Source organism: Bradyrhizobium brasilense, assembly GCF_029714345.1.
GTDB lineage: Bacteria > Pseudomonadota > Alphaproteobacteria > Rhizobiales > Xanthobacteraceae > Bradyrhizobium > Bradyrhizobium australafricanum.
Map to the genome: position 1 here is coordinate 3,213,143 of NZ_CP121669.1, position 13,796 is coordinate 3,226,938.

The 13,796-nt window shown below is 64.4% G+C and carries 12 protein-coding genes; 6 read left to right on the forward strand and 6 right to left on the reverse strand.

Features of this window, described 5'->3' with window-relative positions:
* Nucleotides 1-61: 61 nt before the first annotated feature.
* Entirely contained in the window at nt 62-856 is a 795-nt protein-coding gene (locus QA635_RS14810) for a class II aldolase/adducin family protein (RefSeq protein WP_021080321.1), read from the reverse strand.
* A gap of 187 nt (nt 857-1,043) precedes the next feature.
* On the opposite strand from QA635_RS14810, the gene QA635_RS14815 reads away from it, so the two are divergent.
* Together QA635_RS14815 and QA635_RS14820 are read left to right on the forward strand one after the other, a co-directional pair.
* A complete protein-coding gene (locus QA635_RS14815; RefSeq protein ID WP_283069927.1) occupies nt 1,044-2,540 on the forward strand; it encodes a M81 family metallopeptidase in 1,497 nt (498 codons plus the stop codon).
* On the forward strand, nt 2,537-3,547 hold the full coding sequence (locus QA635_RS14820) for a glutathione S-transferase N-terminal domain-containing protein (RefSeq protein WP_283069929.1): 1,011 nt from the start codon (nt 2,537-2,539) through the stop codon (nt 3,545-3,547). The genes QA635_RS14815 and QA635_RS14820 overlap by 4 nt, the downstream gene beginning before the upstream one ends.
* Nucleotides 3,548-3,586: 39 nt before the next feature.
* Here the strand turns inward: QA635_RS14820 and QA635_RS14825 are convergent, their stop codons facing one another.
* The 5 genes from QA635_RS14825 to QA635_RS14845 all read right to left on the reverse strand — a co-directional run bounded on the left by QA635_RS14825 (nt 3,587) and on the right by QA635_RS14845 (nt 9,562).
* On the reverse strand, nt 3,587-4,216 hold the full coding sequence (locus tag QA635_RS14825) for a 2-hydroxychromene-2-carboxylate isomerase (protein WP_283071650.1): 630 nt from the start codon (nt 4,214-4,216) through the stop codon (nt 3,587-3,589).
* 506 nt (nt 4,217-4,722) lie between these two features.
* Nucleotides 4,723-6,645, reverse strand: a complete 1,923-nt coding sequence (locus tag QA635_RS14830) for a flavin-containing monooxygenase (RefSeq protein ID WP_283069931.1) — start codon at nt 6,643-6,645, stop codon at nt 4,723-4,725.
* A gap of 9 nt (nt 6,646-6,654) precedes the next feature.
* Complete coding sequence (locus tag QA635_RS14835) at nt 6,655-7,428, reverse strand: SDR family NAD(P)-dependent oxidoreductase (protein ID WP_283069933.1); 774 nt, start codon at nt 7,426-7,428, stop codon at nt 6,655-6,657.
* Nucleotides 7,425-8,069: a TetR/AcrR family transcriptional regulator gene (locus tag QA635_RS14840; RefSeq protein ID WP_283069935.1), complete on the reverse strand. Its 645-nt coding sequence runs from the start codon at nt 8,067-8,069 to the stop codon at nt 7,425-7,427. Before QA635_RS14840 ends, QA635_RS14835 begins: the two co-directional genes overlap by 4 nt.
* Nucleotides 8,066-9,562 (reverse strand): AMP-binding protein, encoded by a 1,497-nt coding sequence (locus tag QA635_RS14845; protein WP_283069938.1) that lies wholly within the window; start codon nt 9,560-9,562, stop codon nt 8,066-8,068. Before QA635_RS14845 ends, QA635_RS14840 begins: the two co-directional genes overlap by 4 nt.
* 171 nt (nt 9,563-9,733) lie before the next feature.
* Here QA635_RS14845 and QA635_RS14850 point away from each other — a divergent pair, with 171 nt between their 5' ends.
* From QA635_RS14850 to QA635_RS14865, 4 genes are all read left to right on the forward strand, one after another.
* Complete coding sequence (locus QA635_RS14850) at nt 9,734-10,993, forward strand: ABC transporter substrate-binding protein (RefSeq protein ID WP_341850438.1); 1,260 nt, start codon at nt 9,734-9,736, stop codon at nt 10,991-10,993.
* A 98-nt stretch (nt 10,994-11,091) separates the two neighbouring features.
* The gene (locus QA635_RS14855) at nt 11,092-11,994 is read left to right on the forward strand and encodes a branched-chain amino acid ABC transporter permease (RefSeq protein ID WP_283069941.1); all 903 of its coding nucleotides are present in this window, start codon (nt 11,092-11,094) and stop codon (nt 11,992-11,994) included.
* Nucleotides 11,991-13,019, forward strand: a complete 1,029-nt coding sequence (locus tag QA635_RS14860; protein WP_283069942.1) for a branched-chain amino acid ABC transporter permease — start codon at nt 11,991-11,993, stop codon at nt 13,017-13,019. Before QA635_RS14855 ends, QA635_RS14860 begins: the two co-directional genes overlap by 4 nt.
* On the forward strand, nt 13,016-13,795 hold the full coding sequence (locus tag QA635_RS14865; RefSeq protein WP_283069946.1) for an SDR family NAD(P)-dependent oxidoreductase: 780 nt from the start codon (nt 13,016-13,018) through the stop codon (nt 13,793-13,795). Before QA635_RS14860 ends, QA635_RS14865 begins: the two co-directional genes overlap by 4 nt.
* The last annotated feature ends 1 nt before the right edge of the window (nt 13,796 follow it).

The following is a 13,796-nucleotide window of genomic DNA, read 5'->3' on the forward strand; positions in this document are numbered from 1 at the left end:
GTTATGGGTCCCGGCCTTCGCCGGGACGACGAATGGAGAAAGCCTGCGCCGGCTTTCGCTTTCAATCCCGATACGATGGATCCGCCCGGTCGAGCTTGCGCAGCAGCGCGGGCCAGGCGAGTTCGCCGTTGCGGGCGGCGCGGCCCGGCTTCGGCAGCATCCGCTCATAAGTGTCTTCGAGGATATTTTGCGGCGGATAGATCAGCTTGGTGTTGCAGGACAGCGCCATCACCTGGGTCTGGCAGGCGCGCTCGAGGCGGAACAGCACGTTGAAGGCGGCGGGCACGGTGCGGCCGACGACCAAGAGGCCATGATTGCGCAGGATCATCGCCTCGTTGTCACCGAGGTCGCGGACCAGGCGCTCGCGCTCGTCGACATTGTCGGCGATGCCCTCGAAGTCGTGATAGGCGATGTGCAGGAAGCGCATCGAGGTCTGCGCCAGCGGCAACAGGCCGCATTCCATCGCCGAGACCGCCATGCCGGCCGGGGTATGGGTGTGCGCGACGCAATCCATGTCGTGCTTGGCCATGTGGATGGCGCTGTGAATGACGAAGCCGGCGACGTTGACGTCGTAGTCGGTGGCGTTGAGCAGCGTGTTGCCCTCGACGTCGACCTTGATCAGGCTGGAGGCGTCGATCTCCTCATACAGCATGCCGTAGGCGTTGATCAGGAACTGGTCGGTGGTGCCGGGCACGCGGCAGGAGATGTGGTTCGCGATCATCTCGGTCATGCCGTACATCGCCGTCAGCCGATAACAGGCGGCAAGATCGACGCGGGCCTGCCACTCCTCTGCGCTCACCTGCTCGCGAACCGATTTCACGACCTTGATCGCGGGCGAGCTGACGGGGGGATTCATGGCGTTCTCTCCTTGAGATATCCGCGGGGCCGCGGCCCGATTGTTGGTGCGGACCATAGCAGAATCCGCGCGGCGGCAAGCTGCGCTGCGCCTGCGTATTTGCAGGTCTGGCGGGCAAAAACCGAATGCGGATTGGCGCGCCGCGCCTTCAATGCCACAATGCGGAAAACAGCCGAGGCGCACCAAAATGAGCGATCGCAAGATACGTATCGCCGTCCTGCATTTCTCCCACGAAACCGTCTCGTTCCTGCCGAACGAGACCACGCTCGACGACTTCATCTATCCGGGCTCGCCGGCCAAAGGCGAGGCGCTGCTGCAGTTCGATCCCAAGAACTATATGGGCGGCTTCGTGCAGGTGGCGCGCGAGTTCTCCGAGGTCGAGCTGGTCGGCATCGAATCCCCGCTCTGGCCGAAGACTTACACCGGATCCGGCTGGATCACCGAGGAAGCCTATCGCACCTTCATCGGCAAGATGATCGCCGGATTGAAGGAGGAGGGACCGTTCGACGGCGTCTATCTGTGCTTGCATGGCGCGATGGCCGTGCGCGGCGTGCTGCGTCCCGAAGCCGATCTGGCGCGGCAGGTCCGCGACGTGGTCGGCCGCTCCGCCTTCATTGCGGCGACCTTCGATCCTCACGGCAACGAGGATGAGGCGTTCCTCGAGCAGGCGGACATGGCGTTCGCGGTCAAATATTTCCCGCATTATGACGCGCATCTGCAGGGGGAACGCGCCGCGCGCATGCTGGTGCGGGCGATCCGCGGCGACTACAAGCCGGCGCACAGGACGATCAAGGTTCCCGTGATCTCGCCAACGGTGCTGCAATGGACCGGGGCGCGGCCCTGGATGGATCTCGTGCAGCGCGCGCTGGTCTGGGAGGCCCGCGAGGTCGACGTCTATGTCAACATCTTCTTCGGCTTCCCGTTCGCCGACGTTCCCGATGTCGGCATGACCGTTCAGGTTCTGACCAACGACAATCCAAAGCTCGCCGAGCAAATCGCGCGCGATCTCGCCGGCACGATCTGGCGGTTGCGCGAAGCCTTGCTGCAATCGACCAAATTGCACAGCATCGCCGACGGCGTCGCGCTGGCCAAGCAGGCCGTCGCCGCTGGCAACACACCGGTGGTGCTGGCCGATCACAGCGACCGGTCGGGGTCGGCGACCTGGCTGCTGCGTGAGATCATCGCGCAGGACCTTGCCAACACCGTGATCGCGACCATTGCCGACGCTAAGGCGACGGCAAGCCTGAAGGCCGCCGGCGCCAAGGCCGGCGATGCCTTCGACATGGAGATCGGCGGCCGCGCTGACGAGTCGGCGGGCGATCCGGTTCGGATCCAGGGCACCGTTTCGGCGGCGGGCGAGGGCTATGGCCAGTTCTGGGTCTGCTTGCGCTTCGGCCGCAACAATGTGCTGATCCTGTCCACCTATCTGGTGCAGGTCATGGAGCCGTTTTCGCTGAAGGCGCTGGTGCCCGACATCGGCGCCTTTGACGTGATGGCGATCAAGTCCCGGGTCCATTTCCGGCGCGGCTTCGACGACAATGGATTTGCCAAGACGATCCTCCTGGTCGAACCCGACGAGCCGTTCCTCGGTACCACGCGTCTCGACAAGCTGCCGTATAAGAACGTCGATCTCGCGCAGTTCTACCCGTACGGCAATCCGGCATTTTCGGAGGCATCGTCATGACGGAAAACCGCTATCGCCTGATCGGCTCGACCGCCTCGCCCTATGCGATCAAGTTGCGCGCGCTGATGCGCTACCGCCGGATCCCGCACGACTGGGTGATCATGACCAAGGCTTTGCGCGAGGCAACCGCGCATCTGAAGCCGATGCTGATCCCGGTGCTGCAATATCCCGACGGCAGCTACCGCGGCGAGACCACGACGCTGGCCTATGATCTGGAGGCGCGACATCAGGGACGTTCGGTGATCCCCGAGGACAAGGCCATCGCTTTCATCTGCGATCTGCTCGAGGACCTCGCCGACGAATGGGCGGTGAAGCCGTTGTTTCTCTATCGCTGGTGGGATCCGGAAGATCAGGCCTATGTCTCGCGCTGGGCCGGCGAGAAGTGGTCGACATCGGAGGCCGAGGTCGGCAGCCGCGAGGAGATCGAAGAGTTCCGGCAGCGGCAGATTTCGCGCATGGTCATTCTCGGCGCGACGGATGAGAACAGGCCGCTGCTGGAGGAGAGCTACCGGCGGACGCTTGCGGCGTTCGAGCCGCATGTCGGCATGAGGAGCTATCTGTTCGGCAGCCGGCCGTCGCTGGCGGATTTTGCCTGGTTCGGCCAGCTCAGCGAGATGGCGACCGACCCGACCCCGATGCGGATCATGCGCGAACGCGCGCCGTTCACCGATCACTGGGTACGGCGGCTCGACGATGCATCAGGTGTCGAGGGTGACTGGTATCCTCGTGAGCAGGCGCTTGACGGGTTCGCCGAGGCGCTGCTTCGGATCGCCGGTGAGCTCTATCTGCCGTTCCTTGCGGCCAACGCGGATGCATTCGCGAAGGGCCTCGAGCGGCTCGAGATCAACGTCTGGGGACTGCCCTATGCACTGGCGCCGTTCAAATATCAGGTCAAATGCCTGCAGCAGCTGCACCAGAAGTTTACTGCGCTCGATGCCGGCGAGCGCGCGGCGTTGAAACCGGTGCTGGAACGCACCGGGTGCTGGGCGATCCTGAACGGAGGCTGATCGATCAGCGACGATAGGCCGATTCGAAACGGTCGGCGCCTACGTCCGGTGCCGGCTGCCAAGCGCGATCGCGATCGTCTCCGGCTGCTTGATCCGCTCGATCAGCATGTCGATGCGGTCGCCGCCCCAGAACAATTCGCCGTTGAACACCATGCTGGGAACGCCGAACACGCCGAGCGCTTCGGCCTCGTCGATGATGCGATCATGTTCGGCGCTGGCAGGGCCGCGAACATAGGCCTCGAAGGCCTCAGTGGAACCACCGACCGCGGTGATCACGCCGGCTATCTCCGCCAGCTCGTCGATTTCCAGCTCGTGGTTCCAGAACCTCCGGAACACCGTATCGTGATAAGGCCGGAACAGCCCGTGACGCTGCGCGAACAGCATCCCGGCGCTGGCGTAGAAGGCGTCGTAGATCCGGCGCGGGCCCTTCATGGTCAGTCCCTGCGCGTTGGCGAACCGGCGCGCATCCATGTAGGCGTAGCGCACCTTGCGCCAGAAGTGCGGCGTACGCTCCTCGACTGTGCCCATGAATTCCGGAATGCGCAGCGTGTAGGGCAGCCATTCCAGCTCGACGCCGTATGTCTCTTCGAGTTCGAACAGCCGCTTGTTGGCGACATAGGCATAGGGAGACTTGTAGTCGGTGTAGATTCGGACCCGCGGCTTTTCCATCATCACTCCTCATCTCGTCGCGACAATTGTTCCCGATCCCGTGCGGGGGCGCAATGCGGCGTGACGAAGGGGAGATCGTGGGCAAACGAACGGGCCCCGGTGCAGTCAAGCATCGCGGGGCCCTGCTACTTCGTTTTAGCGAAGGATGTCTGGTATCGACCAGTCGTGTTTCGGGACCTAAAAGCGCGTGGCCTTTGCGCTCCTGTCCTGCGGATATGTTCAGATTGTCGGTGGCGCACGCGGCTAGCAGCTGCTGTTTGCCTCAACGTGCACCGGGACCTTGCCGCTGAGCAAGGTCGCTGGCTTGCGCCGGTGGCGTCATGCTCCTCTCCAAGGGTGGGCCGACGGACATCTGTCCGCTTCTGCTGCCTGACGGCCGATCCCATAATCGTCCGTCAATTCCTGCGACGCGAGGAGCAAGCGCTCCAGCACCCCAACAGGTGCAGTCAGCGAAATGCTGCGGCAGTTATGGCCATCTGTCAAGTTAACGAGCGAGGGAATTCAGGTCAGGAGTCCTGTCGCGACTTGGTCGTTCGATATTGGGTGAAATCCGGATCGTGCGTCATCTTCCAGTAGTCGACGAACCGCCACGGCATCGCCGAGAACACCCGGCCGCGTCTGTTGCGGTAGTAGGTCGTCATGCCCGGATGCGTCCAGATCAGTTGCTCATGCTCGGCGTCGACGTCGCGGATATACGCGTCATGCGCGTCGGGATGCACGTCGATCGCGGCGATGTCATTCTCGATCATCTCGACAAGGCACGCGGAGATGTAACGGCTCTGGCACTCCGACTGGAAGATGACGCTGCCGCCATGCGCAGGCCCCGAATTGGGGCCGAGCATCAGAAAGAGATTGGGGAAATCAGGTACGGTGAGGCCGAGATAGGCGGTCGGATTGTCGTCGCGCCACGCCTGCTTGAGATTCTTGCCGTCACGCCCTGTGATGTTGAGTCGTGCCGCCATCTCGGAGACCTTGAAGCCGGTCGAGATCACGATGACGTCGTGCTGCCGCGATGTGCCGTCGGCAGTGACGATTCCGTCCGCGGCGAAATGGTCGATCTTGTCGGTGACCAGCTCGACATTCGGTTTGGTCAGCGTCTTGAACCAGTTGTTGTCGAGCAGGATGCGCTTGCCGTAGGGCGGATAGGTCGGCATGCACTTCTCGATCAGGTCGGGGCGATCCATCAGCTCGGAGAGGATGAAGTCGGCCAGTTCCTGGCGATGCCGGTCGTTACCTTTGTTGACGGCACGGTCCGGATACGGCCAGGCCGGATCCTTGCGCAGGAACGGCAGCAATCCGTCGCCGTAACGCCAGAACATGTTGAAGCGATACCACTGCACATAGAACGGCAGATGCGCGAGCAGCCACTGCGCACCGTCGGTGATCGGATCGGAATAGCCCTTCACCGGCCGCGCCCACTGCGCGGTGCGTTGGTAGACGGTGACCGAGGCGACGCGGTCGGCGATCGACGGCACCAGCTGCATCGCGGTCGCGCCGGTGCCGATCACGGCGACATGCCTGCCGTCGAGCTTGATATCATCGGACCACAGCGCCGAATGAACCTTCAGACCGGTGAAGGCCTCGTCTCCCTCAAAGCGGGCAGGCAAGGGATCATTGAGCTGGCCGATCGCACTGACCAGCGCGGTGGACTCGAAGGTCTCTTCGCCGCGGGCGGTCTTCAGCGTCGAGATCCAGCGCCGCTTGCCTTCGTCCCAGCGCGAGGCGACGAGCTCGGTATTGAGGCGGACGTGCTTGCGGATGTCGTATTCGCGCACGACCTTGAGCAGATAATCGAGCAGCTCCTGGCGCTGCGCGAAATAGCGGGTCCACGGATTGCGGGCGCCGAACGAGAAGGAATAGGAGTGGTTCGGCGTATCGACGCCGCAGCCGGGATAGCGGTTGACGTACCAGGTGCCGCCGATCTCGTCCTGCCTCTCGACAATCGTATAGGGGATGCCGAGCCGGCCGAGCGCGACGCCAAGCGCGATCGCGCAGACCCCGGCGCCGACGATCAGCACATGCTGCTGCGCCAGCTTCTCGCCAGAAGGGCGCTCGCGCCAGCGCGCGTCGCGTGGGATGAACCCCATCTCCTCCCGCATCAGCGGCGCATATTCCGGCGCGACATTGTCGCCGAGCGTCGCGCGCATCATCCGCAGCATCAATTCATTGCCGGGATCGGTGATGACGGGCTTCGGGGTGCCGTTCGCGAACAGGTTCAGGACCGCCGCGCGAATCTCGTCCTGGATCTCCTGAGGCACACCGGCGTCGGGATCCGGGATCAGACGGACGTCGCGCTTCGGCTTGTAGGGCGGCTCGAGCCACTTTTCGTCGCCGGTCATGTGCACCAGCACCATCAGCAGCACGCGGATGTCACCCTCGGCGATGGCGGAGGACAGATCGAGGTGTTTGCGCGGAAGCTCGATATTCATGCGTTGTCCTCAGCTGCGTGGGGCTTCCGGCAGGCCGCCATAGGCGGCCCAGGTGGTGCCTGCGATGTAGCCGGCATCGACCGGGAGATTGATGCCGGTGACGCCGCTGCTCTGCGGCGAGAGCAGCCATGCGATCGCCTGCGCCACTTCGATCGGCTCGACCAGCCGGTTCAGCGCGGTCGGCCGCGCCAGCAGATCCTTGTTGAGGGCGCCCGATGCGATGCCGGCCTCGAGCGCTGCCGTGCGGGTGAAGCCGGGCGACACCGCGTTGACGCGGACGCCGGAACGTCCCCATTCGGCGGCGAGCGTCTGCGTGGTCTGGATGACGCCGGCTTTCGCCGCGGTATAGGCGTGGATCGGGCCCGACGTCATGCCGGCCACCGAGGCGACGTTGACGATCGCGCCGTGCCGACGCTTCGCCATGGCGATGCCGACGCTGCGCGCGACCAGGAAGGTGCCGCGCAGGTCGATATTGACCTCGCGATCCCATTGCTCCATCCGCACCCGTTCGATCGTGTGCATCTTGCCGAAGACGCCGGCGGCGTTGACGAGGCCGGTGATCGGACCATGCGCGGTCTCGATATCGGCAATGCCTGCGACAACGGCGCTCTCGCTCGCGACGTCGAACGGCGCCGGCCACAGGACGGCGGCTGTTCCAACCAGCGGCTCGGGCGCGATGTCGACGATGACGACGCGATGCCCCTGATCGGCGAGCAGTGTCGCGGTCGCCGCGCCAATGCCGCGGCTGCCGCCGGTGACGAGGATGGTGCCCTCAGCGCTCATGATTTTCTTCCCTTGTCGCTGGTGGTGAACAAGCCGCGGGTGACCAGCTTTTGATAGGCGGTGATCACATAGTCGGGCACCGCGGTGACGCCCCGCTCGGAATAGGAATAGCGGCGGCTGAGATAACCGCGCGCGCCCATCAGCACCTGGACGATGGCCTCGAATTCCTCGTCGCTGAACGCGTTGGTCGCACCGGCAGCCCGCGCGCGTTGCAGGATCCGCACATAGGCGCTCGAGATGTTGTCGAAATGCTTCTGGTAGCCGATCGGCGCGAAGAATTCGGCCTCGTTGAGGATACGGAGGAACTCCGGCACCTCGCGGATGAAATCGAAGAAGGCGCTGAAGCGCTCGACCTCCTGCCGGGCCTCGCTCGCGGTGCCGGTGCGCGCATGGATGAAGCGGACCATGTCGAGGCCGATCTTCGGCAGCAGCTGGTCGAGCAGCTCCTGGCGGTTCTCGAAATGATTGTAGAAGGTGCCCTGCGCGACGCCGGCAGCTTCCGTGATGCGCGCGACCGAGGCTTCGGCATAGCCGTATTTGCCGACGACCTTGGTCGCGGCGTCGAAGATATTCTGCTTGGTCCAGGCGTTGCGCTCGACCCGGTTGAGCTTTGTCACTTTGGCGGATGTCGCTTGGGTCATGCGGTGGCCTCGAGTTCGGCGCGGAGCACGCGTTTGAGCACCTTGCCGGATGGATTGCGCGGCAGGCTGTCGCGGATGACGAGCTGCCGCGGCACCTTGAAGCCGGCGAGCCGTGTCCGGCAGTGGTCGGTGAGACTGGGCAGGTCGAGCTTGGCGTCGTCGGCCAGCACCACGATCGCGACCGGCTTCTCGCCCCAGCGCGGGTCCGGCAGGCCGATCACCGCGACCTCGCGCACTTCAGGCATTTCGTAGATGACGCGCTCGACCTCGGAGGAGGCGATGTTCTCGCCGCCGGAGATGATCATGTCCTTCTTGCGATCGGTCAGATACAGGAAGCCGTCGTCGTCGAGATAGCCGACATCGCCGGTACGGAACCAGTCGCCGAAGAACGCGGATGCGGTCTTCTCGGGATCCTTCCAGTAGCCCTGCGTGACCTTCGGGCCGCGCAGGCAGATCTCGCCGTTCTGGCCGGCCGGCAGGCGCTTGCCGGCATCGTCGCGGATCTCGATCTCGACATGGGCGATGGCGCGGCCGGTCGAGCCGATCTTTTCGATCTCGCGGCCCGCGTCCATGAAGGTATCGCCGCCGCAGCTTTCGGTGAGGCCGTAGGCATCGATGTAGCGCGCGTTCTTGAAATAGTCAGAGAAGGCGCGGATGCGGACTTCCGGTGTCTTCTCGCCGCCGCCGATCGCCCATTGCAGGCTGGAGACGTCGTAGCGCTCGCGGTTCGGATGAGTGAGGAGGGCCGTGGTCATGACCGGCGCGAACCACGCCGCGTTCAACTTCTCGCGCTCGATCGCGGCGAGTGCGGGTTCAGGCTCGAAGGTGCGGTGAATGCACAGCATGCCGCCATGCCAGAGCACCGCGATGCCGGGCAGGTCGAGCGCGCCGACGTGATAGAGCGGACCGACGACGAGCAGCCGCGTGTCGGCGTTGAGCCCGAGCACCAAGGTCTGGTCGGCGGATTTCCAGTAGATGTTTTCGTAACTGAGCATCACCCCCTTGGGACGATCCGTCGTGCCCGAGGTGTACATCAGCCGCATCAGGTCGCGCGGCCGGCGCACGTGGATCGGCGCCGGCGCGATGTCGGGCGCAAGGTTGGTGATGCTGGACTGCGCGACCTCATCGAGCAGCACGACCGGCGCGCCGCCGATTACGATCGCGGCAAACTCCTCGTCGGCGACCAAGAGGCGCGCGCCCGAATTGCCGACGATGTAGCCGACCTCATCGGCCGACAGCCGATAGTTGATCGGCAGGAACACCGCGCCGATATGGCTCGTCGCGAACACCAGCTCGAGAAAGGCCGTGCTGTTCTTCATCAGCACGGCGACGACGTCGCCGGGCGCGATCCCGCGCCCCGCGAGCCAGCCGCCGACCTGCCGGATCCGCAGATCAAAGTCGGCGTAGGAGACGTCCTCGCCGCGATATTTCAGCGCACAGCGGTCCGGCGTCCGCCTGGCATGAAATGCGATGAAGCTGGAAAGGTTGATCATTTGCCGCTGGCGGGGCCGATTCCGGCGCCGTTTTCTCCCTAGATGAATTATGAGTCGTAATTCATCTTTGGCTTGACGTCACCCCCCTTGCTCTGAAAACATCGTGGCCATGGAGACGAAACGATCTCCGGCAGGGATTTTGGGAACGCGAACCCGACAGGGAGGGGAATGATGAAGAGGACCCGGAAACCGGGCATCACCCGGCGCTCGACGCTTGCGCTGATGGGCGCCGGTGCGGTGAGCTTTGCCGCGCCGTGGGTGGCGCGCGCACAGGCCAAGACGATCAAGATCGGCATGCCGACCATTCTGTCGGGCCGCGTCGCGCAGCTCGGAACGTCCTCGCGCAACGCAGTGCTGCTGGAGGTCGAGAAGGTCAATGCCGCCGGCGGCCTTGCCGGGCGGCAGATCGAGATGGTCATCCGCGACTCCAAGGGACAGCCGCAGGAAGCGGCGCGTGTCGCGCGCGAGCTCGTCAACACCGACGGCTGCGAGATGCTGCTCGACGGCGAAGCGTCCTCGGGATCGTTCGCGGTTCACGAAGTGGCGCGCGATCTCGGCGTGCTCTGCATCCACACCTGCTCGGAAGCGTCATCGCTGACCGCCGATCCCAAGCAGCACATCCCGAACGCCTTCCGTTGCGTGCGGCAAGGCATTCACGACTCGATCGTCGGCGCCAGCTACGCGGCAGGGATCGCCAAGGCCAAGGGCCTGAAGAAATGGGCGACGTGTTCGCCCGACTACGCCTATGGCCGCGACACCACCGGCGAGTTCGTGCTGTACCTGAAGAAGTTCGCGCCCGACGTCGAGATCATCAGCGAGTCCTGGCCAAAGCTGTTCCAGCCCGACTACACCGAGGTGGTGACGAAGATCCTGCAGGCCAAGCCGCAGGCGCTTTATTCGTGCCTGTGGGGCGGCGATCTCACCTCCTACATCGACCAGGCCAACATCTACGCGATGTTCACCCAGATGGAGGTGTTCGCGGTCAACATGGCCGACTACACCGCGCTCACGGTGGTGAAGAACCTGCCCAAGGGCATCCACTCCGGCGACCGCTACATCAAGACATTCCCGCCGACGCCCGAAAATGCCGCCTGGGGCGATGCCTACAAGGCCAAGTACAACGAGTATCCGACCAACTGGTCGTGGCAGAACGCCACGGCGGTCATGTTCCTCAACGAAGCCGTCAAGAAGGCGAACTCGACCGACGGCAAGAAGGTCGCGGAGGCTCTCGCCGGCCTCACCATCAAGTGCCCGTTCGGCGCTGACGGTACCGTCACTATGCGCGCCGACGACCACACGCTGGTCGGTTACGCCATCGGCTGGGGCACCACGATCCCGCAAGAGCCCTACGTGCCCGATGTGAAGGCCGGAGACTGGAAGACCATCTTCGAGCTCGAAGCCGAGTGGAAGAAGAGCAAGGGCTACACCTGATCCGCATGTGCGGCGGAGGCGGCAATCTGCTGCCTCCGCCTCGCATCTGATGTTTGTCGCGCGCCGACGTTGCGGCCCGCCGTGATGGATGATTTTCCGTGGACCTCGACGCGCTCGCCAGTTGCCTCGCCAGCCCTGCCTGCCTGGTGACGCAAACCACCAGCGGCCTGATCATCGGCATGCTGCTGTTCCTTGTCGCCGTTGGGCTGACGCTGATCTTCGGCGTGCTCAAGGTGGTCAATTTCAGCCACGGCGCCTTCTATATGTTCGGCGCCTATTTCGCGATGACGGCCTATCAGCTCACCGGCAGCTTCGCGCTGGCGATGCTGGGCGGCGCCGCCGGCACCGCGATCCTCGGCCTGATCTTCGAGCGCGTGTTCATGAGCCGGGTCTACGGCCGCGACGTCTTGATGCAGCTCCTGGTGTGCTACGCCTTCGTGCTGATCTTCGACGATGTCGTCCGCATGATCTGGGGGCCTGAGTTCAAGTCGATGGGCATGCCGGCTGCATTCCAGGTGCCGCCGCTGTTCATCGCCGGCGGCGTGGTGCCGCCATACTATCTGCTCTTGATCGGGGTGGCGCTCGCCACGGCGGTTGTTCTTGGCCTGGGGCTGGCGCGCTCCAGGATCGGCAAGGTAATCCGTGCGGCTGCGCATAATCCCGGAATGGTTTCGGCGCTCGGTATCAATACCGGGCTGATCTATGGCGGCGTATTCGCGCTCGGCGGCATGCTGGCGGGATTGGCGGGAGCGCTTGCCGCGCCAGTGCGCTCGCTGACGCCGGGCATGGGCTTCTCGGTACTGATCGAGTCCTTCATCGTGACCGTGATCGGCGGCATGGGCTCGATCCTCGGCGCGTTGATCGGCGCGCTTTTGATCGGCCTGATCCGCTCCTTCGGATCGCTCGGCTTCCCGCTGTTCACCGAGGGGCTGATGTATCTGTTTATGGTGATTGTGCTGGTCTCGCGCCCGACCGGGCTGTTCGGCAAGGAGGTCGCATGACCGAATTGCAGGCCGGGCAGGGCACGCAGCCCCTCGATGTTACCCGGATCGACGCCAGGCCGCAGCGGTACCGCGATGTGCTGATCGCGCTCGTGGCCTTTGTCCTGCTCGTGCTGCTGCCGTTCATCTTCGGCAGCAAGCAGCTGCTCGACTTCGTGATCCGCTGCGCAGCCTACGGATTGTTCGCGACGTCGCTCAACCTTCTGGTCGGCTATACCGGTTTGATCTCGTTCGGCCACGGCATGTTCTTCGGCCTCGGCGCCTATGGTTTCGGGCTGATGATGCAGAAGACCGGCGTGCCGATCCCGGTGGCGTTCGTCGCCACGCTGGCGATGACCCTGGTCGTCGCCGTCGTCATCGGTGCGATCTGCGTGCGGCTGAAGGAGATTTATTTCGCCTTCGTCACGCTGGCATTCCAGATGCTGATTCACTCGACCATCCTGTCGTGGCAGTCGCTGACCGGCGGCGACCAGGGCCTGCGCGGCGGGATCCCGAGGCCGCCGTTTCTCGGCATCGATCTGTCGAATCATCTGCATCTCTACATCACGAGCTGCGCCCTGCTGGTGATCGGCCTGCTGCTCATGCGCCAGATCGCGCAATCGCCGTTCGGCTACACGCTGCGCATGATCCGCGACAACGCCACGCGGGCGAGCTTCATCGGCATCGATGTCTGGCGCGCCAAGCTGACGATCTTCGTGCTCGCTGCGCTGTTCGCGTCGACCGGCGGCATCATCATGGCGCTGTTCGTCTCCGGCGCCTATCCCGAGTTCGCGTATTGGACGATCTCGGGCGAGGGCATCTTCATCAACATGCTCGGCGGCGTGACAACGTTCCTCGGACCGATGGTCGGCACGGTGCTGCTGCTGATCCTCAACGATACCGTTACCCGCCTGACCGAGTATCACGGCATCGTGCTCGGCATCGTGATCCTGTTCTTTGCCATCGGCCTGCGAAAGGGCCTGATGGACTTTGTCGTCGAATGGTTCGCGCAGCGTCGCGGAGAGGCCGGGGAGCGCGCGCCATGAGTGCACAGACGCGGATCAGCGTCGTAACCGGCGGCGCCAGCGGCATCGGCGCGGCGTGCGTGCGTGAACTCGCGGCGGCCGGCGATCTCGTCGCCGTTCTGGACCGCGACCTCGCCAAGGCGCGGACGGTTGCGGCTGAAGTTGGTGGCAAGGCGTTTGCGGCCGACGTGGCGGACGAGCGCAGCGTCGAGGCCTGTGCGGCCGCGATCGAGCGCGACTGCGGCCCGGTCGCGGTGCTGGTCAACAGCGCCGGCATCATCCAGGTGCCGGTCCGGCCGCACGAGCTGCCGATGACCTCCTGGGACGACGTCGTGCGTGTCGACCAGCGCGGCACCTATGTCGCCTGCATTGCCTTTGCGCGGCAGATGATCACGCGCAAGCGCGGCAGCATCGTCAACATCGCCTCGATTGCCGGCATGCGCTCGATGCCGCTGCATGCCTATGCGCCCGCCAAGGCGGCGGTGATCGCTATCACCGAATGCCTCGCGGCCGAATGGGGGCCCTCCGGCATCCGCGTCAATGCCGTGTCGCCCGGTTATACGCTGACGCCGGCTTTGAAGAATGCCATCGATCGCCGAGAGCGGGATGTCTCGGCGCTGGCTGCCAATGCAGCACTTCGCCGCCTCGTCGACCCCTCGGAGATCGGTCGCGTCGTCGCATTCCTGGCCTCCGACGCGGCCTCGGCGATGACCGGCGCCAACGTGCCGGTCGATTGCGGCTGGCTTGCCGGCACGTCGTGGAGCACGTATGGCGGTCTACGGGAGGCGAGTGGCTAGC